Origin of the sequence: Anoxybacillus tepidamans PS2 (assembly GCF_000620165.1) — a bacterium.
Lineage (GTDB): Bacteria > Bacillota > Bacilli > Bacillales > Anoxybacillaceae > Anoxybacteroides > Anoxybacteroides tepidamans_A.
The window spans coordinates 1-24918 of sequence record NZ_JHVN01000030.1; the positions used below are offsets into that span (position 1 = coordinate 1).

Genomic DNA, 24918 nt, shown 5'->3' on the forward strand with positions numbered 1-24918 from the left:
TTCGTTCCTTGAGGTGGGAGTCTTCTCGCCTAAAATGATAAAAAAAATCCTTATAATTAGGAATACGAAAAACCCTAACTATAAGGAGATGACAACGGGCCTCTCTCTCCTACACGTCGTTTCGAGATGGAAGACTTCTCGGTGAATATGTTAAACAATCATTTTGCATCATAAAATGAATCATGCAGCTATAACAGAAAATAAGCGGCTACCTCAACTTTTACTCTATCATTTTTTTTCGTCGTTCTCTTTTCTTTCAGCTCTCGACCACTGAGACATCTCTTCATTTTCTACATAATGTTTAAGCATTGCCAGTTTGTTGTCCCAAAATCTTTCATAAAAAGAGAGCCATTGTTTCAATTCAATAAGCGGCGTAGGCTCTAGGCGATATCGCGTTTCTCGCCCGACTTTTCGCTCTTTGACAAGCCCTGCTTCCGCCAAAATACGCAAATGTTTAGAAACAGCAGTCCGGCTAATCGGAAACTGTTCACTAATGACGGTTACAGACAATTCCTCATCCGCCAACAATTTTAATAATTTGCGCCGAGTAGGATCCGCGATGGCGTGGAAAACATCATGCTTCTGCGATAGAGCAGCCATCTTAACCCTCTACATAAGCGGCTAAAGATGTCATAAGCTTCGCCCATCCTTGATCCATTCGATCGCGCACGATTGGATGAGGCTGCCCGAATTCCGTCACCTTGTCTGCATCCCATCCCGAATGAATCAACGTCATCTCAGTACGATCACCGAGTTCTTTTAACTCGAAAGTAAGCATCCAATCTTTTCCCCAGCGGAATGAAACGCGGTGAGGTGGATCGACCTCTGTTACTTCACAAGGCGACATTCCAAAAGGACCGGCATTTAAGTGAAACGCATGTCCGACGACCGGTTCGAAATCATTCGGCATAAACCAAGCAGCAAGCCCTTCTGACGTAGCGACAGCTTCCCATACTTTACGAATGGGAGCGTTCAATATAACTGTTCGGCGAATGTCCGATAATGCAGAATAAGTATTTTCCATTACTACAATAGCACCTTCCTCATTAATTTTATGAAACCAAATGGTTTCGTTTTAATTATACGAAACCATTTGGTTTCATGTCAAATATTTTAGAAGACATATTGTCCCCTTCCCCTCTTTGCTTCTACCGCGCTTTGATATAGGAATTTCTAGATGTTTTATATACGTTGATCCAACGATATGCAACATATAAAAAATGATGTACATTTTTTCTCTTAACATACCTGCTAGGAAGTCTCCCGCCTCTCAACGAAGTGTAGGTGGGAGAGGTTCACGGCAACATTGCTTATTTTTATCGAAGCATCTCATCTTTATGTTTTAGAATGCAGGCCGCTAAAAATCCAGTAAACCTTGATCATCTAACCACATTTTCAGACAATCGATAAATTTTTTGGCCGCTGGAGATAGATGGTTGAATGAGGTTGCTGCGATTCCAATGGTGCGATAATGATTGCCTTCGAAATTGATCGCGCGAACACGACGGGGCATATGAAAGAGCACCATTTCCGGAAGGATGCTAATGCCGAGTCCATGCTGTACCATCGCCATAATGGCTTGTTCCTCCACAGCTTCATACTTAATTTTCGGAGACACGCGGTTTTCTTTTAACACTCTTCTCACATCATGGTCGCTTCCCCACTTTGGCATAATAAAATCTTCATTTTCCAATTGACGAAACGCAATGGTCGTTTGTGACGCTAAAGAGTGCTCCTCGGGGATGATACAGACGAGCCGATCTTTTTTGAGCGGAACGACTTGTAACGATTTTGAAGCGGATAACGATAAAAAACCGAAATCAACAGTGCCGTCTGTTATCCAACGATGGATTTCATCATAGTCCCCTTCTAACAACTTGATGTTAATTGAGGGATGCTGCATATGAAACATACGAATCACCCCAGGCAGCCAGTGTGTTGAAACGCTTGTAAAAGTGCCAATTCTTACAATACCTACTTCCAATCCGTTAATAGCTGCCACCTCTTGTTTTAACTGTTCATTCCGCTGCAATATGTCACGGACGAGTTTTAACATACGTTCTCCGTTGCTCGTCAAACGTACGCCCGAACGGTCCCGCTGCAGCAGTAAAAACCCCCACTCCGCTTCTAAGCTTGCGATGGCATGGCTCACTGCCGATTGAGTTAATCCGAGCGCTTCCGCCGCTTTCGAAAGGCTTCCGAGTTCGACAATCGTATGAAAGATTTCAAACTTCACAAGAGACATCATCTTTCACCTTTATATGAATTTTTTTCAACAAAAACATGATAAACATTCATTTTTCTTATTTAAATTGTACATGTATACTATTCAACAAACAATCTATTTTAGTTGACGAAAGGAATGATCAATAGATGAGTCAGACAAAGGCGAACGTCATGTTATTCGTAGTGACGATATTTTGGGGCTCGTCCTATTTATTTATGAAAATGGGGCTCGGTTCTGTTCAACCATTTGCTTTAATTGCCTGGCGATTCAGTATCGCTTTCCTGTTATCCGCCTTTATTTTTCGTAAACGTTTGCTTCGAATCGATATAAAAACATTTAAAAGTGCCGTAATCTTAGGAACGCTTTTATTTCTCGTCTTCGCTTTTGTCACGGTCGGAGTCCAGTCCACTTCCACCTCGCATGCGGGCTTTTTAGTAAGCTTAACGGTCATTTTTGTCCCGTTATTTTCCGCTGTTTTCTTTAAGAAAAAACCGGAAAAACGTGTCATCGTCGGCGTTTTTTTAGCAATGGTCGGGATTGGTTTCTTAACACTGAATCATGAACTTGTAATCAGCTATGGAGATGTCATGTGTATGTTGACCGCGGTATGTTATGCGTTCCACATTATCGCAACAGAGCAGCTAACAAAAAATGTAGACTCGCTCGCTCTTGGCGTATTGCAGCTCGGTGTTTGCGGAGGGCTCAGCCTGGTATGCTCGCTTCTTCTAGAAGCGCCTGCCTTTCCATCTGACTCAGCATCATGGATCGCCATCCTAGCCTTAAGTGTGCTTTGTAGCGCAATCGGCTTTGTTGTTCAAACGGTCGCTCAAAAATACACAAGCGCCGCTCATACAGGCCTTATTTTTTCGCTTGAGCCTGTTTTCGCTGCCTTATTTGGCTACTTATTTTTAGGAGAAATGCTATCGGCCAAAGGATATGTAGGGGCCGCGCTCGTGCTGATCGGTGTTATATATGCCCAACTTCATACAAAAAAACGGAGACAGAAAAACATCTCCGTCAAAAACGCGATCGAAGCGTAAACAGTGGAATGCCATTAATAAGTATCTTCATACTTGATTATTTTGGAAAATAAGCTGAATAAAATGATGAACAATTCGGGCGGTCAGCCCCCAAATCACTTTGTCCCCGTAATAATAAAAATACTCGTCCATTTGCCGAGGACGCCAACGATAGTTTTTTCCGTTTGGAATTTTGTCAAATGGAAAATCAGGGTCAGGCTGCGGTTGGAAATGAACGTGATAAATCTCCGGTTTTGTTTCTTGAAAAAAAGACAAAGGCACGATAAATACTTCGGCTACTTCAGCGCGATTCGGTTTTATGAGATGAGGATCAGCAAGGCGAGCGGCAAACGGATAAATCACCATGCCAAACGGAGAAACGATGTAATCAAGCGGAAAAACGTTATAGATGGCCGTACTGTCAACTCCGAGTTCTTCGCAAGTTTCTCGGATGGCGGCTTCTTGCTCATTCTTATCGCTAGCATCCACTTTTCCTCCGGGAAAACAAATTTCTCCGGGCTGCCTCCGCAGTTGAGACGACCGCACTTCAAACAAAATGTGGAGTTCGCCGTTTTGTTCGACGAGCGGAAGTAACACAGCAAACTTCGTCAATTGTTTCATTCCAAGAAGCGATGGCGTACGATGCCGCAGCTTTTTCAACATATCATCCATTATATATCCCCTCCCATTCTACTTTACGCAAAGGGGGCGCAATCAATCGATATCCCCTTCTAAAAAATAAACAGCATTGTTGAGAGATGTATGATTGTTTTTCGAATAGACTCGCTGTTTTAATCCAATTAGTAAACGTCCCGCTTGGTAAAAACGATGAATGAAACAAACAAAGCAACAAGCCCCCATACGGCTAAAACGCTCATCGAAAATCCGAGGGTCATTCCAGTAATAGGAGGAGCGGTTCCACTAATGTAATCCGTCAAACTTAGATTGACCATAAATAAATATTTTGCTGATTGCCAAGAAGACACCATGCTTGATAAAATGGCACCAGAAATAAGCGCCGCAAGCATCACTCCCATTACAGCAGCCGTGCTTCTCATCAACACCGACAACATGAACGTCAACGTGCCAACAACAACCGATACGAACCATGCAAGGCTCAATTCTACCAGTAAATATTTCCACTGCGCAATTAAATGAACGTTCGTTGTATTTAGTTCTTCGCCGTTGATCGTAAACCCTGTTAATAGAGGCAAATTCCAGCCGCCATATCCGAATACGGCACCAGAAATCAAATATGAAAGCAAAGCAAGCAGCAGCACAATAAACGAAACGGATAAAAGCATCGCTATGTATTTGCTCAGCAATACTTTCCATCTTTTTACGGGTCGTGTTAATAATAATTTAATCGTGCCTCCACTTGCCTCCGATGAGACTAAATCAGCGACAACGACCATGATCATCAATGGGAGGAATAGTTCAATGGAGTTCTCCACAAACATTCGCATAAAAGTGGGGGCTCCAGGCGCTGATGGATTAATATCATGATCCAAATAATACTGTTGCTGTTGGAGACGAATTTGCAAAAACTTGCGCCATTCTTCAGCCAGCCCACTCGAATTAAGCCGGTTTTGCGTATCAATAATTTGCTGCTGCAACTGTGTGCGCCAGTCGCTTGTTCCTAGTCGTTTTTGCACATCCTGGACGTGCCTGAACTGAGCGTACGTGAACAAAGCAACAAGAACCGCGATAATGGATGCAACAATAAGCAACCGTTTTTTGCGCACAACTTTAAGCATTTCATTATAGACGAGGTTAGTCAATCGTCTCCCCTCCCGTCAATTCAATAAATAAATCTTCAAGTGTTGGCAATTTCGGGTGAATTTCGCTTACTCTAATCCCTTCACGTACAAGCATATCATTCCACTCCGCCAGTTTTTTCGCCTCGTAATACGTAATAAGCATGCCGTCCCGTTCCGCTAGAATCGTCGTTTCTTTTTCTAACAATGATTTTGCTTTTTCAAGCGGCTCAACTTTCCAAGCGGTACGCGCTTGCTCTTTTAAAAGGTTGTCCACCGTATCAATTCGAATAATTTGCCCTTTAGCCATAATGGCCACCCGGTCGCACATGAGCTGAATTTCGCTTAATAAATGGGAAGATACGAGCACGCTCAATCCTTCTTTCTCCGCTAAAAAGCGAATAAATTCCCGCATTTCGCGAATGCCGACCGGGTCTAGTCCATTCGTCGGCTCGTCTAAAATCAACACTTTCGGCTTTCCGAGCAACGCTTGCGCAATACCTAGGCGCTGCCGCATACCTAACGAATAGGTGCGGACGCGGTCATGGATTCGGTTTTGCAGCCCAACAAGTTCCACCACTTCTTGAATTCGCTCTTTTGAAATGTTCGGCACCATCCGGGCAAAGTGCTCAAGATTTTCCCATCCGCTCAAGTACGGATATAGCTCCGGATTCTCTACAATACAGCCAATGTGGCGAATCGCTTCCGAAAATTGCCGTTGCAAATCAAACCCACAGATCGTGATGCAGCCTGATGTCGGTTTAATCAACCCGACAAGCATGCGGATTGTTGTGGTTTTTCCAGCCCCATTCGGACCTAAAAAACCAAATACTTCTCCTTCTTTTAAAGTAAAAGAAAGCCCCTTAATAATCTCCTTTTTTCCAATCGCTTTCCGTACTTCCTGAACTATGAGCGTCTCTCTCATTTACTTTCCTCCTTTCGAAAACGAAATGAGCGACGCAACCCGTTCTCCAATCAATTTGTATCCCTCTTTATTCGGATGAAACTGGTCGCTATATAAATAATCGTTGACATGTAGTTCAAACAAATCATATGTCGGAACAGCGATAATATTGGGATAGCGGGCTGCCACTTCCGCTGAAGCGTAATTCCACTCGCGAACAATTGCTGAAGTCATTTTAGCGTTGTTCAATTGATTAAACGGATTATATAAGCCGATATAAAATACAACAGCACGCGGATTGATGGCTCGAATCGTTCGGAAAACGCTATCGAGATTCTTTAAATATACTTTCTTCGCTTCATCAATCCGGGCACGTGAAAAATTCCGTAGCGCTTCCCCTCCTTGAAATAAGTCATTGCCACCGATCGTCATAAACACAAAGTCCGCTTGGCGAAGTTGACGTTGAACCTCAACTTTCTGAATTTGCGTGACAAGCTGTGTTGATTGCTGCCCTTTAATCGCCAAGTTCGTTACTTGTATGGGACGTTTTGTTTTTTTACGAAGCGCATCAAGCGTATATCCAACATATCCTTTGCCAGTTTCATCCCCGGTTCCTCGCGTAAGCGAATCACCAAGCGCAACTAAGTGCAGTTGCTGTTCATTTACCGCCGTTTCTTTCGGTTTTATTTCTTTGGATAACGAGGCGGTAGGACCATGAAAAAATTGATCATATACCGTCAGGCCGAGCCCGAACAGCCAGCATCCGCCCGCAATGAGCGAAACAAGCGCGATGATTTTCACTGCATTCATGTTCAAACAATCACTCCTTCCAAAAACGTGCCTCAATTTATTATAAACCTAATCGTACGCGATTGAAAAAAGCGGTGCATCTCGCAACCGCTTTTATTGGGCTATTTCCTTTTGCAAATAATCAACAATCCCCATCGCCGAAACGCTTACATCTAACTGAAGAATTGAGTACACACCCGCTTGCCGCGGTACATCATGCTTGTCCAAATACTCTTGTACAAGCCCGAATAGTCCTTGCGCTACCCGTTTTGTTTTTTCTTCAAACGACGCATGAGCGTAATCAGCCATCACACGTCTGCCTACTTCCATAAACTCCGGTAACCAACTGCGAATCTGGCGAAATACAGCTGCCGGCTTTTCTGACATCCCAAAATGACCAAAATAAATTCGTTCCGGATTCAACTCTTCAAATCGTTCGATCGAATGAAGCATAGCGCTTGGATTAAATTGGTTCGGTGAAGTAGAAGGCAAATACAACTCTACGCCGTACTCGAGCAATTGCGGATAAAACACCCCAGCTGTATCTCCAGTGAAAATCCCGTTGCTTAAGGAATCGTGAATGGAGAAATGGTGGTTCGCATGCCCCGATGTATGCAAAAACGTCAATGTACGGCGATCGCTTAGTCGCAGTGTATCTCCGTCTTCTTTGACAACTAGACGTTCTTCTGGGATCGGCACAATTGGATGAAACAGTTCAGCAAATTTTTCTCCGTACACCGCTTTGGCCCCTTCAATTAAGCGAGAAGGATCCGCCAAATGTCGCTTTCCTTTTGGGTGAACGATGATTTTGGCATTCGGACACTTTTCAAGAAGCAGCCCCGCCCCACCGGCATGGTCTAAATGAATATGGGTCACAATGATATTTTGAATATCAGCCGCATTCATCCCTAGTGACTCGATCCCTCTTAATAAATGGGGAATCGATGGACTAGCGCTCGTTTCAATAATTGTCAATTCTTTTTCGTGAAATACATATGTACCTGTGCGTTCCATCAATCCTAAGTCAAATAGATCAATCAGTGAAATACCGTTTCCTAAATCCATCAACATCTGTATATCCTCATCTCCCATTCCCTAAATTTTACAAAGATATTTTACCAAATTATCTATATGTTCTCTACAAAAAAAGATATAAACGACGCCTTGTGTGTGATTGTTCGGCTATAGCGGCGTTTATATCCTAATTTCATAACTATCACTCTAAATTACTATGCTGTCGAAGCGCCTCGTCATGTTGAACGTTTTGTAATTCCGCATACCGCAAGCATATCGCATCAAAAATGATATGCATGCACTGGTCAAACAGAGAACTTAACGGCTGTACACTTTCCTTCTCATGTTCACGACGGTATTTTGTTGCAGCAGGTACATAAATAGCCAATGAAGCGTTGTGCACTAATGGTGATGATAGATTAGTAGTAAAGGCAATGATATTACAACCAAGCTGCTTGGCTTTTTCCGCAGCCCAAATGGTGGTTTTCGTAGTACCGGAACCTGATACTGCAATTAGCGTATCACCTTTTTGGATAGATGGGGTAATCGTTTCTCCGACAACATAGACGTTTGCGCCAAGATGCATGAGGCGCATCGCAAATGCTTTAGCCATTAATCCCGAACGGCCTTCTCCCGCAATAAAAATTCGCTTTGCTTCTAAAAGCAGAGCCGCGACCTGATCTACACCCGCATCGTCAAACTCTTGAAATACTTGTGCAATTTCTCCCAAAATAGTCTTAATAGAATTTCTCATTTATAATCCCCCCGGAACAAAATAGCTTGTTTTAGTTCCCTTGCCGCTTTCTTTTTATCTACGGCTTTCGTAATAGCAGAACCAACAATAACGATACTAGGATTCATTCGCTTTACAGTTTCGACAGTATCAATAGATATTCCGCCTGCTACAGCTATTCGAACACCTTCAAGAGCTGGAAAAAAGAGTAGAGGATGTTGTTGTGGCGGAGCGGAAAGTTCTTGTTGATCCTTACTAAAATGTAGGCAAAAAATGGCTTCCTCGTATTGCAGCAATTGCGGCAACCTCTCTAGATTCACATTCAATAAATCAATCATGACCTGCTTTTTTCGTTTTGCCGCTTCGTTCAAGCATGTTTCCACCGTAATAGCGGGAGCCGCTCCCATAACTGTTAATACATCTGCGCCTGCTTCAAAACAAAGTTGACACTCATACTTTGCGTTGTCCATCGTTTTCATATCAGCAACGAGGATCTTATCAGGAAATTCCTGCTTCATCGCTTGGATACTTTCGATCCCGAACTCTTTGATTAAAGATGTACCAATCTCGATCCAATCAATCTCGTTATATACTTCTTTTGTGACTTCGATCGCTGTATCAATCGTCATGCGATCAAGCGCCAGTTGAAGATGCATGATAACTCTCCTTACTCATTTGTCATTTTAAGAAAAGGGAGCTCATTGATTCCCCTTTGCGCTCCCCCCAACAGAAGATTCCCGTATCACGAGCGTGCAAGGAAAAGTATATAATTTTGAATCAACACGCTCCTCGTTAACTTGCTTTAGCAGCAATTCCGCTGCTTTTTTTCCCATATCGTATGCTGGTTGTGCGATCGTAGTAATGGTCGGGCTAGCAATGCTTGCAAATGGGATATTATCAAAAACAATAACAGCTAAATCGTTTGGTATAAGTATTCGGTGTTTTTTGATAAATTTCATGACTTCAAAAAACGATAGATCATTTGCAGCTACTAATGCGGTCGGCTTTTTTGGCAAAGCAACCATTGCTTCCAAATGGTTAACAATATTTTTGACTTCCGCTGAAATCATAAACGCTTGTTTAATAGGAATATTGTGATCTTCCAATGCTTGTTTATATCCTTTCACCCTCTCCATACGCGGATAGATGGTTAGAGGCGGTGTAACCATGGCAATATCTCGATGACCATTTTTAATGAGATGGGAGACCGCTTCGTAAACTGCCTCCTTGTTGTTAACAACGACCGTGCTTATGTTGACATCCGTAACTTTCCTGTCCACAAAAACAACAGGATAACGCTCTTGTTCCATTTGCTTATACAGTTCTATGTTTTCACCGGTCGGAAAAATAATTAAGCCATCTACCTGTCTTGCCCGTAACATCTCGATATATTTCCGCTCTTTTACTGGATCATCGTCGGCATTGCATACAATCGCGTGCATATCATGCTCGTGGCAAAAGTCTTCAATAGCTCTGCTGATTTCGGTAGAAATACCGTGCATAATATTAGCTACGATGATCCCAATCATCGCCGTTCGTTTCTGCTTTAAACTTCTTGCGATATAGTTAGGACGATAACCTAGCTTTTCAATTGCTAGCCTAATCTTTTCCCGTGTTTCGTCCCCCATATGTTCATATCTTTTATTCAAATATTGAGATACCGTGCTCTTCGAAACACCTGCTTCTTTTGCAACATCAGCCATTGTTACTTTTTTCATTATGCATCTTCCTCTTTACTGGTCTAAATTTTGTATTTTCATTTTAGCAATGATGATAATGTTTATCTAGCATATGGGGAAAGCGGTTATTTCCGCGAAAAACAGCATAAAACGATATTCTTGTTTATAAAACAGATATTGGTCCTATTAATAGCAATGCAATGGTAAAAGTTTTATAGTAAAATGATAGTGGTGACTTATTCGTGTGCTTGATAAACCTCCCATTTGTCAGGCACACTTTTTCTTCGTTGATCATCCTTCCCTTTGACAGCTATAACCGTTAAAAACGAAGACAAAAGCAAAGCTCCCGCCATAAAAATGTACGATGCACCGAACCCGCCTGTAACTCCATTAAGATAGCCGACAATATAAGAACCGACAAATGAGCCTAGCGCCCCCATGCTGTTAATTAACGCCATCGCCCCTCCAGCTACATTGCGAGGTAAAAGTTCAGGAATAATGGCAAAAAACGGCCCATATGGTGCATACATAGCGACCCCGGCAAGTACAAGCAAGAGAAATGAAACCCAAAAATGGGCTGTGCCAACGACATAAGAAGCATAAAAGGTAATGGAACCGATTAACAAAAACGGCCATACGAACGCTGTACGATTGAGCGTTTTATCAGACAGATAAGAAACACCAAGCATAAAAACGATTGCAAAAATATATGGAACAGATGACAGCCATCCTGTTTTGACGATATCCATATGTGGAGCTGCCTTAATAATGGACGGGAGCCACATCACAAACCCGTATACCCCGATGCTCCATAAAGCATATTGCAAACTTAGTAAGATAACCGTTTTTGATTGAAACGCCTCACGATAATTTTTGATCGGTTTTAACCCCTTTTGCTCATCTTCCAACTGTGACTGCAATTTTTGTTTTTCATCTTCAGTCAACCATGTTGCATCTGTCGGTTCGTCATTTACCAACCGCCACCAAATAAAGGCCCATATAATTGCCGGAAGCCCCTCAGCAACAAACATCCAACGCCATCCAACTGCCTCAATTAAATACCCTGATAAGATGGACATCCATAACACTGTAGCCGGATTTCCTAGAATTAAAAACGTATTAGCTCGCGAACGTTCTTCTTTTGTAAACCAATGGCTCAAAAAGACAAGCATTGCAGGCATGACAGCGCTTTCTACTACACCAAGCAAAAATCGAATCACCATTAACCACCAAATATTGCTGACAATTCCTGTTGCGCTAGCAAGCCCTCCCCAGAGAATGAGCGACCAAAAAATGAGTTTTTTAGCGCTTTTGTTTTCCGCATAATGGGCACCAGGAATTTGAAAAAAGAAATAACCTAGAAAAAATAAAGATCCGAGTAAGGAAGACGTAGCCGCAGAAATATGCAAATCTTCCGCTAACCCGCCTGCTGCGCCAAATCCATAGTTCGCACGATCTAGATAAGCCAAGCTATACGTAATAAATGCAATAGGAATAAGGCGATACCATCGCGATTTCGCTACTGTATGTTGCATTTGACGTCCTCCTCATCATAATTTTTTATAAATTGATCCAATGCCAATCGATTAGGATACCCTTCATGATCACCTGTCGCCTGAATTGCTAAAGCTCCTATTGCATTTCCTCTTATGACCGCTTGACGAATAGAGAGCCCTTCTAGAATCCCGCTTATAAGCCCTACCGCAAAACCATCACCGGCCCCTACTGTATCTACTACTCTCGAAACTTGATAGCCCGGAACATATCCTTCATCATTATTAGATTTATAAAATGCTCCTTTACTTCCCAGTTTCACTACAACAAGTTTCACTCCTCTCTCCAAGTAAAAGGAGGCGATATCCCTTGGATCTGTAAATCCTGTTAACAATTCCCCTTCCTCAATTCCAGGTAAAACGTAATCGCTTTCAAAAGCAGCCTCATTGATTACACGAATCATTTCATCTTTTGTTGTCCATAAAGCTGGCCGTAGATTCGGGTCAAAAGATATGCTCTTTCCTTCTATTCTCATAAACGATTGAGCATGTTTTGCGAACGCTCTCATCGAATTTGAAAGTGCTAAAGGAATTCCTGTCATATGCAAATGTCTTGCTGAACGAAAATACGCTTCATTGAAATCAGAAACACCTAAATGACTAGCTGCAGAGTATTTTCGAAAATACTGAACTTCCGGATCTCCGCTTACAACTTTTGACTTCAGCTGAAAACCCGTCGGAAAACATGGATCTATTTTTACTTGATCGATATTTACATGTTCCTGCCTCAAGTATTCCATAATATACTTCCCGAATACGTCAGCTCCGACTTTACTTACCCATCCACTTTGCAATCCTAATCTCGCAAATCCAATAGCCGTATTGACTTCCGCTCCAGCCAATGACCGTTTAAAATAAGGCACGTGCTGAAGCGGACCAACTTCTTGAGCGATAAACATCGCCATCGCTTCCCCGAATGTCACGACATCCATCCACTTGCTCCTTCCCTTTGTTGGCATTTTATCATTTGTACATATCGCTCTACCATCTGCACATTTTCCATCGGAAATTCTAAAGCAACAGGCAAGTGCGACGGCAGAACATTTAAAATATTTCTCCACTCGGCACGCCCTTCTATGGGCAGAGGTAATGTCGTCCATAATTTATTACGCTTTTCTACATGCTTCAGATGAACATACCCGATAAAAGGCGAAAATTTTTGCAACGCTTCCGTCATATCTTCTCCGCAATATTTCCAATTTCCAATATCAAATGTCATACCGACAGGAAGTTGGTGCAACATCACCTTTTGAAAAAAACTGTACAAATGACGAATAGCTCCCCCATAGGATGTTTGATCATTTTCCACAAGCAATCGAATGCTGCCTGTATGCTCGTCAAGCCATTGCTGTAAAAAGCGGATATCGGAAATATTCGGATCGTAAAAACCTAATGATACTTTTACTATAGTTGCCCCTATTTGCTTTGCTTCCTCGAACACCGTACGTAATTGTTTACAATTTAATGCGCCATCCTGCTTCCACAAATCAATGGGTGCTGAGTAAATAGCCAACAATGCAAACTCTGTGATCAGGCTTTTAAGCTTCACTAAAGGGAAGACCTCATCAGTTAGTAACTCTCTACGAATTTCCACACCGTCCGCTCCCAATTGGGAAACTGCGGAAATATAGTAGCGATACCCTTTCTCTTTCAGTTCTTCCTCTTTAAAGGCATTCAATGGCACGATCACCTTCCGCATGCGTTAGCCACCTCCCCTCACAATTTTGTAAATCGATTTTGTAAACCGATTTACAAGAATTATAACATTTGTGTAAGCGGTTTTTCAATTGAATTTTTAAATAATTCAATATATTTTATAAAATAAAAAAAGCAGGCGTTTTGCCTGCTTTTTATTAGAACTTCCCTTGATATTGCTCGATTTCCCACGCATGTACGGCTGTGCGATAGCTATCCCATTCTTCTTTTTTCATCGCCACATATTCGTTAAAGACATGATCACCAAGAGTTTTGCGTCCAATTGTGCCATTCTCGAGCTCTTCAATTGCTTTTCCTAAGCTACCTGGAAGATTTTCGATACCAAGTTGTGCCCGACGCTCTTCTGTCATATGGAAAATATCTTCATCAATCGCTGCTGGCGCCTGCAATCCTTTTTCGATTCCATCAAGCCCTGCCGCTGCAATCACCGCAAATGCTAAATAAGGGTTAGACGCAGGATCTGGGCAACGGAGCTCGACGCGAGTCGCTAATCCGCGCTTCGCTGGGATACGGATAAGCGCAGAGCGGTTGGACGCTGACCAAGCGATATAGCATGGCGCTTCATATCCTGGCACAAGGCGTTTGTATGAGTTTACTAACGGGTTTGTTACTGCTGCAAAACTCTTAACATTTTTCAATAAACCAGCGATAAATTGATAAGCTGCTTCTGAAAGCTGATTTTCGTCGCTTGGATCGAAGAACGCATTTTCTCCATCTTTAAATAACGACATATTAACGTGCATCCCCGATCCGTTAATACCGAATATTGGCTTCGGCATAAATGTCGCATGCAAGCCGTATTTGCTAGCAATTGTTTTGACAACCCATTTATATGTTGTCGCGTTGTCAGCTGAACCTAACGCATCTGCATATTTGAAGTTGATTTCATGCTGACCTTCTGCGACTTCGTGGTGAGACGCTTCAATGGTAAAGCCCATTGCCTTAAGTGCACGGTAAATTTCTAAACGGACGCGCTCGCCGAGGTCTTTTGGAGACGGCTCGAAGTAGCCTCCGTTATCTTGCGGCACTGTTGTTGGGTTGCCATTTTCATCTGTTTTAAATAAGAAAAACTCTAATTCCGGGCCGACAGAGATTGTATACCCTTGTTGCGCGGCACGCTCAATCGTTTTCTTTAATACGTTACGCGGATCTCCTTCAAACAGCGTGCCATCCGGGTTGACGACCGAACAAAGAAAACGCGCTTCTGCATATCCTTCTTCGACTGTCCAAGGCAATACAGCAAACGTATTCAAATCAGGAAGAAGGTATAGGTCTGATTTATTAATCGGCGAAAAACCTTTGATGGAAGATCCATCGAACATCATTTTCCCGTTCACTACATCATCAAGTTGCTCCACCGTAACAGTGACATGTTTTAAAATTCCCTCAATATCTACAAATTGTAAATGTAAAAGTTCAACGTTTTTTTGTTTAATCGTTTCTTTAATTTGCTCAAGAACGGCCGCATTATCATTCACTTGAGAAACTAACAATTTCGACATGTTACATAACCTCACATTCCGACGTTTAGTTTTCTAACATGGTTTTATTATAATTTAAACCTTTTAATTTTGACAATACCTTTTTTATAAAACTTGATGCATTTTTATAAGAAAGCGCTTTCATATTATCAATCTTTAAATCTTGAAGAAACAAAGCTATTTTTGTTTCAGTTTTGCATGTTAATACAAAATTGGTTATAAAAAAACAAAACCAACCTTTTAAAAAAGGTCGGTTCGCCTCTTAGTGAACTTTACCTGTACTCTTTCTTCTTCTCACCTAGTCAAACAATGTATACACAATCAGTTGAAATTTTAATTTGCTGCGCTGTTCAATACCTGAACTTTTTTATGGCTGCGAACTGCCCACCATATTGAAAGAGCCCAGCCTAGTATGATAATAACATATACGATTGTGTACCATTTTTCTGAAACAGCCCAAGTGTGTAGCAAAGTACGAACGTTTGTTAAAATAATTAACCCACCAACTAGAACCCCTAATAAATGAGAAGGCAGGATTTTAACAATCCATGCGGCGATTGGTGCAGCGATAACTCCCCCCAACATAAGTGTGCCCACCCAAAACCAATTCACTTCTTCCCATCCTAAAGAAATGAAAAATCCAAGCGTGGCAGAAATCGCTACAGCAAATTCTGATGTGTCAACAGTTCCTACCACCTTACGTGCCTCAATGCCTTTTTTTGCAAGGAGCACAGGTGTGGCAATCGGTCCCCATCCTCCACCGCCAGTCGCATCAAGAAACCCTGCTATTAACCCGAGCGGAACTAGTTGCTTATTTGAAAGCTTTTGTGCTTCAATCTGTTTTTGTGATGGACCTTGAAACAAAAAACGGTACATGATATAAAGTCCAAGCATTAATAAAAAAACTGAGATATAAGGTTTAATTAAATCGCCAGGAAGATGGCTTAAAAAGCAAGCTCCAACAAACGCACCAATTGATCCCGGAAGGATCAGCCTCCATACCATCCCGCGATCCACATTTCCGAATTTTAAATGCGACACTCCTGAAGCAGCTGTTGTCGCCACTTCCGCCAAATGGACAGAGGCTGAAGCAACAGCTGGAGCAATACCAAACGTCAGTAGTAGTGTAGTAGAAGTAACCCCATATGCCATTCCAAGCGAACCGTCAATAAGCTGCGCAATAAATCCAACAATAACAAAACTAAGAAGCTTTTTCATGTTTTCTAAACCTCCTACTTATTGTTATAAAGTACACGTTTGAACCATCACATCTCAATCCAACACTGGACTTGCTCCCCCTTTCAAAACAAAAGGGCACCCTATCGTTGTTATATGCAATATACAACGATAGAGTGCCTTCAGTTTGTCCGATCAGCCTCTAAGTGTTTGAATGTTGTTATTATTTTATTAATTAATACATTAATACCTATTATTCCTACCTGTCAAGTGTGTTTTAAAAATTTATCATCCTTTACTAATGAAACTCCTCCAAAATATAAATAAAAGTATGAACCCCCCCACCTACACTCCGCTTAGAGGTGGGAGACTTCTCGGTGAATGTGTTAAAAATGAGCACCATATATAAGGGGCCGCTTACCTAAAAAATTCTGAACCGCATTCATACCAGCTCTCTGCTAAGCCTGGATGCCGCATACGATCTGATATTGACATAAACAGAGGCCGCTTTATTACAATGATTTTTTCATCTTACGATAGTCTCTCCACGATCCCGATTCGATCAAAGGGAGAGACATCGCTTTTTCTTTTGCGTAGATATATACATACCCTTCAATATCTTGCTCGCAGTCCCTAATCCAAATCCGTTCGTATTCGTTATTGCAGCGTCCTTCCTCGTAATCTTCAAGCATGTCCATTTGCTTGAGTCCCTCTGCCGTTACAGTGAGCCACTCGCCTACTACTTCTCCTTCTTCACCAACGACAAGTGCAGGATAAGACCCGACATCATAAAGTTTTCCATTCACTTTTCCAGGCCGGACGTTTTGTAAATAGGGAGCAGCGATATGGTGGTTCATCTCACCAACCAACAAAGTACCGTAAACAAACACCACATACGTTTTTTTATTCATATCCGTTCCTCCTTTTACATAAAAGTGAGCTGACTGCTTCAGCCAGCTCACCAACTTTCATTGTTTCCACTTAATGCTGCAGCCGATGCTCGGCTTTTGCCGTTCCGGTACAGCAGTTCCATTTAATAAGGCATCGAGAGCGGCGCGAATCGATTCTCCAGTCACCGGTATGCCATTTTGCGGTCTTGAATCGTCAAGCTGCCCGCGATATACGCATTTTAAGTCGCGGTCAAATACGTAGAAGTCTGGCGTGCATGCAGCTTGGTACGCTTTCGCTACTTCTTGTGTTTCGTCAAATAGATATGGAAACGGATAGCCGAGTTCTTCAGCGACCTTTTTCATATTTTCTGGAGAATCATCCGGATATTTTTCCACATCATTAGAGTTAATAGCAATAAATGTAACTCCTTTTGGCTGGTAATCATTAGCGAGGCGCACAAGTTCATGCTGTACATGCTTTACAAACGGACAATGATTACAAATAAACATAATGACTGTTGCTATATCTGATTTGACGTCTTCTAACCGCACTGTCTTTCCATCGACTGCATTCGTAAGCGTAAATGACGGCGCTTGCTTTCCTAGCGGGAACATCGTCGACTCAACAGCTGGCATATTTCCACATCCTTTCTCTAATGTTTTATTTTGCTTCATTATAGCAAACTACTTTCTTCTTAACAAATATCAAGCCTAAACACCTGAGCGAACGCCTGCATATACTATGGCACACGATATATCGAACAAGAAAGGAGGGGAGAACTACGTCATTCATCTACTTCAATGAGGGGACAAAGACATCTGGTCAACGTAATCATGTGCTAGACGGCTCCCATCCCATCTTTCATTATCGCCGTCCTAGCACAGAAAAGATATTAAGCCAACAGCAAGATTTTCAGGAGCAACTATCCGCTTCTGTCGAGCAGTTGCATCATTCTTTTTTTGCCCATCAACAGCAGCAAGAGCGTTTATATGAGCAATGGAACAAACAAATGAAAAGAGACGAAGCGGTGAAACGAGATATCCTTGATTCATTAGCTCTTCAAGAAACAACTACAAACAAACTTGCTCAGCAGGTTGCAGCACAAGATCAACTATACCAGGGACTCATTGCGCGGTTGGAAAGTCAGGAGAAAATGTATCAAAAATTAGCGGAGAAATTTGAGCTGCAAAATGTATTTCATGAAACCGTCATTAAGCAACTTGAGGAGCATGAAGCATCGCATTATAAAATGATCAGGCAGCTTGATAGTTTAAAAGAAACGATATTCGAGCGCTGCGCCTATATTGTTGAAACTATCAAACAAACAATTCATTCGTTATTTACCCGCACTATAAAAAACAAAGAAACAGCTGAAGCTGAAACAGAAACGAAAGAACCTGTGCACATGTAGAGCTCTTTGCCTAAGCAAAGAGCTTTTTTGAAACAAACTGATAGACATTTCCAGATCGAACGCACATAATAGAATACAAATGCCTGAAAGAACAGAAAATAACAAGCAACTAACATTTTGCGCATCTTAAATCTTGCTATACTACATAATGTCTGGTATTGAGGGAGGAAGCCAAATGAAAGTAGTATCTGTCAATGTAGGGATGCCAACAACCATCATGATCGATGGAAAATCAATCACAACTGGTATTTATAAACAACCAATAGACAGTTCAGTGGCAATAACAAAACAAAACTTGGCCGGAGATGGACAAGCAGACCTCATCCACCACGGCGGCCCAGACAAGGCGATTTGTGCTTATCCGTCTGAGCATTTCGCAGTATGGGAGCGCTTGTATCAACGTTCGTTTATACCTGGGTCGTTCGGAGAAAATCTTACACTCTTCGGTCTCACAGAAATAGAGGCGTGCATTGGCGACATATTTGAAGTCGGAACGGCCGTTATTCAACTGTCGCAGCCGCGGCAGCCTTGTTTTAAATTAGCGAAACGGCATGGTTTGAAAGACTTGCCGTTGAAAGTACAACAAATGGGATATACAGGGTTTTATTTCCGCGTGTTGCAAGAAGGATATGTGCAGCAAGGCGACCGCCTTACATTGGTGGGGAGAAGTTCACATCCATTGTCTGTTCGTTACGTCAACGATATTTATTATATAGATAAGACAAATGTAGCAGCCATGAAAGAAATTGTTGCCGAACCTGCCTTATCAACAGATTGGCGTCATTCTTTCATGAAACGAATCGAAGCACTTGAGCCGTTCAGTCCAAAACAGCAGTAAAAAGGGAGCTTTTATTTCACTAATCAATAATGGAGCGCCTTCACTTCTTCACTTTTTTACCAACTTTGTTCCATGTTCATTTTCTATTAGTTGTTTAATTTTGTTTTTGGCATATAAAAATCTCCCTCCTTGTACTTGACTTAAAGGTAGGAGATTTTTATATAACAAATAGTCCACTTTCCCACTTGTAGCCTCTTTTATATTACCTCTTTTTTAAATTGTCGCTCATACAATTCACTATAAAATCCTTTCTCCTTTAAAAGCGAATCATGCGTCCCTTGTTCGACCACTGTTCCTTCACGAAGAACGAGAATACGGTCTGCATTTTGGATCGTGTTCAGTCGGTGAGCAATGACAAAACACGTTCGCCCGCTCATAAGCCGCTCTAATGCCTCTTGAATCGCTAATTCTGTGATCGTATCAATGTTACTTGTCGCTTCATCCAAAATTAAAATAGATGGTCTCGCTATCATGGCCCTAGCAATAGCGAGCAGTTGTTTTTGCCCTTGGCTAATACCGCTGCCATCTTGCTGCAACACTGTATCGTACCCGTTTGGCAGCCTCATAATAAACGAATGCGCATTTGCCAACTTCGCCGCTTCCTCCACTTCCGCATCGGTCGCATCAAGCCTTCCGTAACGGATGTTATCGCGAATCGTTCCTTGAAAAAGAAACGGGTCTTGCAGGACAAATGCCATCTGTTTACGAAGGCTAGACCGCTTGATTTGGCGGGTATCCATTCGATCAATAAAAATTTGTCCGCGATCCGGATCGTAAAACCGCGTCAATAACTGCACAATTGTTGTTTTTCCGACACCTGTCGGGCCAACAAGCGCCACCGTTTCCCCTGGCGCAACAGAAAAACTGATATCATGCACAGCATCTCGCTTTTTATCATACGAGAAAGAAACAGAGCGGAATTCTACTTCGCCACGAATACCGGGCAGTTCAAACGCTTCCGTCTCATCATCCTCTTCTTTTTCTTGATCCAATATTTCAAATACCCGCTCAGCGCCTGCCAAAGCGGACAATAACGTATTCCACTGGTTGGCAAGGTCGTTTAACGGCCTCGTAAACTGCCTTGCGTATTCGGCAAAAATAACGATTGTTCCAATCGAAACCATTCCTTTGAACGCAAACACTCCACCAGCTCCGGCAATGAGCGCAAAGCTGATATTGTTTAACATGTTCATCAGCTTCGGAATAAAACCAGAATATGTTTGCGCCCAAAAACCGGATTGCTTCAACCGTTCACTTTTGGCGAGAAATTGGGCGGTCATTTGCTTCTCTTGCGAAAATAACTTGACTACTTTTTGTCCAGAGATCGCCTCTTCAATTAATCCGTTTAGTTCTCCTAAACGTTCTTGCTGTTCTTTAAATCGCTTCCGTGTGCGGTTTGTAATCCATTTCATCCCTCCATACATCATTGGCACAATCAATAATGTCACGGCGGTAAGAAGCGGGCTTAACGAAACCATCACAATAACTGCCCCGCCAAGAGTAAGCGCGCTTGAAACCACTTGAATGACAGTATCGTTGAATGTTTGACTCATATTATCAATATCATTCGTTAGTCTGCTCATTAACTCCCCTGATTTCCGTTCGTTGAAAAAGGAAATCGGCAATTGATGAAAATGATGAAATAGTTGCGAGCGAATAGAATAAATCGTTTTCTGGGCCACGCCGACCATCCAATAGTTTTGCAGAAACGAAGAAAGCGAAAGAGCAAAATAAATGGATATAAGAGCCGCAATTATCAGTAAAAATCCGTCCGTTTGTTTTGCAACGATATATGCATCAATGGCCCTGCCAACCACATAAGGTCCAAGCAAACTTAAGCAAGAACTTAGAAGCACCATTGATACGACCATTGCCAATCGAATTTTTTGACCTGAAAGGAAGGCCCATATGCGTTTTAATGTTTCGATGTTTTCTTTGGCTGATCTTTTTTCTTTCGAAACGCTCATTCTATGTGGCGGTCTTAACATCACCAAATCCCTTCCTTCCAAGCTGTGATTTGACGAGTTTGCGGTATAATTCACTTGTCTGCAATAACTCTTCATGAGTCCCTTTCGCTAATATTTTACCTTCTTTTAAAAGGATAATCGCATCCGCTTCTATAGCTGTTGATATTTTTTGTGTAACAATTAAAGTGGTGCATTGATACGTTTTTAACGCCTGCAATAGATTTGCTTCTGTTTGCACATCAAGCGCACTAGTGCTGTCATCCAATAGAAGAATTTTTGGTTTGCGAACAAGGGCACGCGCGATAGAGATACGCTGTTTTTGCCCACCTGACAGCGTAACCCCTTTTTGACCGACGATCGTGTCATATTTTTCTGGAAAGCTATCAATCGTACCATGAATTTGCGCATCTTTGGCAGCTTGAATCATTTCCTCTGTTGAAAAATCTTGTGCCCCAAGACAAATATTGTCGCGAATCGTCCCAGAGAACAAGAGCAAATCTTGTGGAACAAAGCCGATCGCCGCGCGCAAATGTTCTTGTTTGATCGCGCGTATGTCGATCCCATCGATTTTAATAGTCCCTTCTGTCACATCGTACAATCTCGGAATGAGCTGCAGTAAAGAAGATTTCCCTGCTCCCGTCTCCCCTAAAATCGCCACTGTTTCGTGAGCGCGTACAGAAAAAGAAACATCACGCAGTACAAACATATCGCTCTCTGGATAGCGAAAAGAAACATGCTCAAACTGAATATCTCCTCTTTCTATGCTGCTTTGATCGGCCTGCTGTCCATCGTTAATATCGACCACGGTCGTAAGCACTTCTTCAATGCGCTTCGCTGATGCTTTCGCCCGAGAAAATGCTGCTGAGATAAACGTAAAAACCGACAAAGAAGCCGTCATTCTTGTTGTATAATTGATGGTCGCCACTACTTCTCCAGCTTTCGCGCTGCCTGCATGAATTTCCATTTTGCCAACGAGAAGAATGATCACTACCGCTATATTCATCCCCAATAGCAAAACAGGGACAATCGTTTCCGTGAAACGTAATACTCGCATCGTTCGCGTCATAAGTTCCCCGTTCGTGTTAGAAAATCGCGCTTGTTCATACGAACCTCTCATCCATGCTTTAATCAACCGGATTCCCGCGATATTTTCCCTTACGATGCTATTGACACGATCAAGCATTTGCTGAACACTTGAAAACATCCTAGATGCTTTATTCATCATCCAAATTAAAAAGAATAAAAGCGTGGGTACGGCAACAACTAAAATAATTGCGAGTTTCGCGTGCACAAAAAATGCCATTACCATTCCGAAAATAATCAGAAGCGGTGCCCGCAGCATGATTCGTAAACTCATAAACACCATGTTTTGCATTTGCGTTACATCATTCGTCATACGTGTAATTAATGAAGCGGTTGAAAACTTTGCAAAATTAAAAAGAGAAAAAGATTCAATTTTTTCAAATAACTGTTTTCGTAAATCAAACCCGTACTGCTGCCCAACGTAAGCTGCAGCAAACGAATTCGCAATCCCAGATGCAAAAGCAAGTAGCGAGGTGACAGCCATCACTCCGCCCCATTTTACAATCACGTGCCAATCGTTTTTTATCACACCATCGTCGATAATTTTTTCCATTAATAACGGGTGCCACAATTCTACGAACAGCTCAACAAGCATAAGTCCCCAAGCAAGAGCCATCCATTTTATGTATGGTTTTAAAAAAGATAGCACATATCGCATCGTTTGCTTCCCACCCTTCATCGTACCTTTTATTGTACCTTGCTGAAGCAACGTTTTACAATTTTTTTGCCCTGATGACAGAAGAAAGGAACGAAAAAAGAAAGCAAGGATTTCCCGCTTTCTTTGTAAATGATCTTTATCCTTTTATCGTGACGGAAAGTAAGCATACGTCATCTTCTGGATGGCGTCCGCACAAATACTTGTCCAACATAGCGCGTAAAAATTGGTGGTCTGATAAATATCCGTATTCTTTCACTTCACTCCGAATTTTTTGTACTCCTCCTAAAAGGGACGAATCGACTTCATCTAAAAGCCCATCCGTATATAAAAATAATCTTATTCTTTTTTGAAAGTGAATAACTCCTTTTTCAAACGATGCAGCAAATGGGCTTCCGATTCCAAGCCCTCCTTTGTCTAACTCTATGATCTCATCGTTGTTCGTCAATAAAAATCCAGAAGGATGACCTGCATTCGTATATTCAATCTGTTGTTTTTTTGTATCGATAACAGCATAAATCATGGAAAAAAGAGATGGAATTTTGCTAGAGAACTCGGGGAATAAGTTTTTTATATAATTTTCAAGCTCTAGCGCTACATAAACGGGATCAACAACACGGTGGATAATTTCTCGTAATAATGAACGCAATAGCATAATGAGAAAGGAAGAGAGGTCGTGGTCTATGACGTCGATCATTACAATTGCAAAACGCACATCATCAATTTGATAGCAAGCGTATACATCACCTGACAATTGTTCGGCTGGAATATAAATCGCATCCATCGTTATGACATTGTTTTGAATAGGGGCTGTGAGGATGCTTTGCTGCATTTTTTTCGCAAACTCCAGCTGCTTTTCATATACTCGTTTTTTTTGTTTTATTTGTTTCGCTTGTGCCACCTCCATAATCGTTAACACATATTCTGCTGCCGTCTCGGCAGAACTCATCACGGGGATCATTGAAAAAGCAGCATCTATTACCGTTTCGTCTTTTTTTCTCATCTTACACTTCCAATCTAAAGAATGATCTTTCGCAACTTGCTTTGTCTCGTTTAAAAAATCGAATAGATGATTCGGAAATAACGAAAACAAAGGCCGATCAATTACAGCCTCTTTTTCCCATCCGAATAACAACTCAGCGGTCTCGTTCCAATGCTTAATGGTCAGATCGTCCCGCAACATGACAATCGCGAGCGTACGTATTTTACAAATGGCATCCAATACATGCTCCGCTTTCACCCCATCAGAAAATCTCCAGATGAACAAGTGATTTCGATTATGATTATCCTCCAATCCGTAAACTATCAAATGTTTTAGGTCAAATTGACTATGCTGTGAGGGAAAACGAACCGTTCCTTCCCAATATCCTCTCTGCAATACCCCTTTCCATATGAATGGGTACAATGCAAAATCGTTCGCTTTTGCAAACCAGAGACGAATCGACCGTCCAATCACTTGCTCTTTGCGAGAGCCTATAGCTGCCAAAAAATGATCGTTCACCGCAACAATTTTTTCATCACGGTTGGTGATGATCATTCCCTCGTTGCTGTTGTAAGATATACATCGTGCATCTTTTTCCATCTGTTACGAACCCCCCTTTTGTTTTGCACCATTTCCCATCAATAAACGATGAAAAAATAAATAGTTTCTATTTTGTTTAAACAGGATAAAAGGTACCGTCAAGAATTTTGTGTAATGCAACATAGATAGGGTATCTCTGAAATGGATTTGGAATGGATAGGGGACTAGTTCCCTCCACAAAAGGACTGAATATTCAGTCTTTTGTGCAGGAAGGGAGAATCCCCTTATTTTATTGGTTTGTCATTTACATTATTTGGTTAATTGTAACGTTCTTCAAACATTCGTTGAAGCGTCTCCTGTGCTTCAGCAAATCCTCGTAACTTTCGCCCTGCCCATTTCTCGTTAAAGTCTTGAATCGTCAAATACACGATTTTTTCAGCGGCTTCTAAACTGCTCAAACTGTTCATCGGTTTGACACGTTTCCGAATTTCCTTGATCGTTCG

General features: G+C 41.9%; 24 protein-coding genes and 1 pseudogene. 3 read left to right on the plus strand and 22 right to left on the minus strand.

What is annotated here, in order from left to right; all coding sequences use genetic code 11:
* Positions 1–228: 228 nt before the first annotated feature.
* From N667_RS0116295 to N667_RS0116305, 3 genes are all read right to left on the minus strand, one after another.
* Positions 229–600: an ArsR/SmtB family transcription factor gene (locus tag N667_RS0116295; protein WP_027410512.1), complete on the minus strand. Its 372-nt coding sequence runs from the start codon at positions 598–600 to the stop codon at positions 229–231.
* 1 nt (position 601) lies between these two features.
* Positions 602–1024: an SRPBCC family protein gene (locus tag N667_RS0116300; protein WP_027410513.1), complete on the minus strand. Its 423-nt coding sequence runs from the start codon at positions 1022–1024 to the stop codon at positions 602–604.
* Between the two features lie 333 nt (positions 1025–1357).
* Entirely contained in the window at positions 1358–2245 is an 888-nt protein-coding gene (locus tag N667_RS0116305) for a LysR family transcriptional regulator (RefSeq protein WP_027410514.1), read from the minus strand.
* 128 nt (positions 2246–2373) lie between these two features.
* On the opposite strand from N667_RS0116305, the gene N667_RS0116310 reads away from it, so the two are divergent.
* A complete protein-coding gene (locus N667_RS0116310; RefSeq protein ID WP_027410515.1) occupies positions 2374–3267 on the plus strand; it encodes a DMT family transporter in 894 nt (297 codons plus the stop codon).
* A gap of 27 nt (positions 3268–3294) precedes the next feature.
* Here N667_RS0116310 and N667_RS0116315 read toward each other — a convergent pair whose 3' ends face one another.
* From N667_RS0116315 to N667_RS0116385, 15 genes are all read right to left on the minus strand, one after another.
* Positions 3295–3918 (minus strand): NUDIX hydrolase, encoded by a 624-nt coding sequence (locus N667_RS0116315; protein WP_027410516.1) that lies wholly within the window; start codon positions 3916–3918, stop codon positions 3295–3297.
* A 128-nt stretch (positions 3919–4046) separates the two neighbouring features.
* Positions 4047–5027, minus strand: a complete 981-nt coding sequence (locus N667_RS0116320; RefSeq protein ID WP_027410517.1) for an ABC transporter permease — start codon at positions 5025–5027, stop codon at positions 4047–4049.
* Complete coding sequence (locus N667_RS0116325; RefSeq protein ID WP_027410518.1) at positions 5020–5928, minus strand: ABC transporter ATP-binding protein; 909 nt, start codon at positions 5926–5928, stop codon at positions 5020–5022. Before N667_RS0116325 ends, N667_RS0116320 begins: the two co-directional genes overlap by 8 nt.
* Positions 5929–6723 carry an SGNH/GDSL hydrolase family protein gene (locus N667_RS0116330; protein WP_409978198.1) on the minus strand — a complete coding sequence of 265 codons (795 nt, stop codon included), beginning with the start codon at positions 6721–6723 and terminating at the stop codon, positions 5929–5931. It abuts the gene before it with no gap.
* A gap of 87 nt (positions 6724–6810) precedes the next feature.
* Positions 6811–7767, minus strand: coding sequence for an MBL fold metallo-hydrolase (locus N667_RS0116335; RefSeq protein WP_035099178.1), 957 nt, complete (start codon positions 7765–7767; stop codon positions 6811–6813).
* Positions 7768–7912: 145 nt separating this feature from the next.
* Positions 7913–8464, minus strand: coding sequence for a 6-phospho-3-hexuloisomerase (gene hxlB, locus N667_RS0116340; RefSeq protein WP_027410521.1), 552 nt, complete (start codon positions 8462–8464; stop codon positions 7913–7915).
* The gene (gene hxlA, locus N667_RS0116345; protein ID WP_027410522.1) at positions 8461–9099 is read right to left on the minus strand and encodes a 3-hexulose-6-phosphate synthase; all 639 of its coding nucleotides are present in this window, start codon (positions 9097–9099) and stop codon (positions 8461–8463) included. The genes hxlB and hxlA overlap by 4 nt, the downstream gene beginning before the upstream one ends.
* A 42-nt stretch (positions 9100–9141) precedes the next feature.
* A complete protein-coding gene (locus N667_RS0116350; RefSeq protein WP_027410523.1) occupies positions 9142–10161 on the minus strand; it encodes a LacI family DNA-binding transcriptional regulator in 1020 nt (339 codons plus the stop codon).
* A gap of 197 nt (positions 10162–10358) precedes the next feature.
* Positions 10359–11657 carry an MFS transporter gene (locus N667_RS0116355; RefSeq protein ID WP_027410524.1) on the minus strand — a complete coding sequence of 433 codons (1299 nt, stop codon included), beginning with the start codon at positions 11655–11657 and terminating at the stop codon, positions 10359–10361.
* Positions 11642–12607: a sugar kinase gene (locus N667_RS0116360; RefSeq protein WP_027410525.1), complete on the minus strand. Its 966-nt coding sequence runs from the start codon at positions 12605–12607 to the stop codon at positions 11642–11644. Before N667_RS0116360 ends, N667_RS0116355 begins: the two co-directional genes overlap by 16 nt.
* Positions 12595–13374 carry a sugar phosphate isomerase/epimerase family protein gene (locus tag N667_RS0116365; protein WP_027410526.1) on the minus strand — a complete coding sequence of 260 codons (780 nt, stop codon included), beginning with the start codon at positions 13372–13374 and terminating at the stop codon, positions 12595–12597. Before N667_RS0116365 ends, N667_RS0116360 begins: the two co-directional genes overlap by 13 nt.
* Before the next feature lie 154 nt (positions 13375–13528).
* Complete coding sequence (glnA, locus tag N667_RS0116370) at positions 13529–14893, minus strand: type I glutamate--ammonia ligase (RefSeq protein WP_027410527.1); 1365 nt, start codon at positions 14891–14893, stop codon at positions 13529–13531.
* Positions 14894–15205: 312 nt separating this feature from the next.
* On the minus strand, positions 15206–16090 hold the full coding sequence (locus N667_RS0116375; protein ID WP_027410528.1) for a sulfite exporter TauE/SafE family protein: 885 nt from the start codon (positions 16088–16090) through the stop codon (positions 15206–15208).
* Positions 16091–16560: 470 nt separating this feature from the next.
* Positions 16561–16959, minus strand: a complete 399-nt coding sequence (locus tag N667_RS0116380; RefSeq protein ID WP_027410529.1) for a gamma-glutamylcyclotransferase — start codon at positions 16957–16959, stop codon at positions 16561–16563.
* 57 nt (positions 16960–17016) lie between these two features.
* The gene (locus N667_RS0116385) at positions 17017–17574 is read right to left on the minus strand and encodes a thioredoxin family protein (RefSeq protein WP_027410530.1); all 558 of its coding nucleotides are present in this window, start codon (positions 17572–17574) and stop codon (positions 17017–17019) included.
* A gap of 200 nt (positions 17575–17774) precedes the next feature.
* Between N667_RS0116385 and N667_RS18905 the strand changes: the two genes are divergently transcribed.
* The gene (locus N667_RS18905) at positions 17775–18350 is read left to right on the plus strand and encodes a hypothetical protein (RefSeq protein ID WP_051530081.1); all 576 of its coding nucleotides are present in this window, start codon (positions 17775–17777) and stop codon (positions 18348–18350) included.
* A gap of 175 nt (positions 18351–18525) precedes the next feature.
* The gene (locus tag N667_RS0116395) at positions 18526–19188 is read left to right on the plus strand and encodes an MOSC domain-containing protein (RefSeq protein WP_027410531.1); all 663 of its coding nucleotides are present in this window, start codon (positions 18526–18528) and stop codon (positions 19186–19188) included.
* 197 nt (positions 19189–19385) lie between these two features.
* Here N667_RS0116395 and N667_RS0116400 read toward each other — a convergent pair whose 3' ends face one another.
* The 4 genes and pseudogenes from N667_RS0116400 to N667_RS0116415 form a co-directional block, all read right to left on the minus strand.
* Positions 19386–21176 carry an ABC transporter ATP-binding protein gene (locus tag N667_RS0116400; RefSeq protein ID WP_035099185.1) on the minus strand — a complete coding sequence of 597 codons (1791 nt, stop codon included), beginning with the start codon at positions 21174–21176 and terminating at the stop codon, positions 19386–19388.
* Positions 21157–22896, minus strand: coding sequence for an ABC transporter ATP-binding protein (locus N667_RS0116405; RefSeq protein ID WP_027410533.1), 1740 nt, complete (start codon positions 22894–22896; stop codon positions 21157–21159). Before N667_RS0116405 ends, N667_RS0116400 begins: the two co-directional genes overlap by 20 nt.
* A 136-nt stretch (positions 22897–23032) precedes the next feature.
* Positions 23033–24475: a SpoIIE family protein phosphatase gene (locus tag N667_RS0116410; RefSeq protein ID WP_027410534.1), complete on the minus strand. Its 1443-nt coding sequence runs from the start codon at positions 24473–24475 to the stop codon at positions 23033–23035.
* 257 nt (positions 24476–24732) lie between these two features.
* Positions 24733–24918 (minus strand): annotated as a pseudogene (locus N667_RS0116415) (IS256 family transposase); the annotation flags it as partial.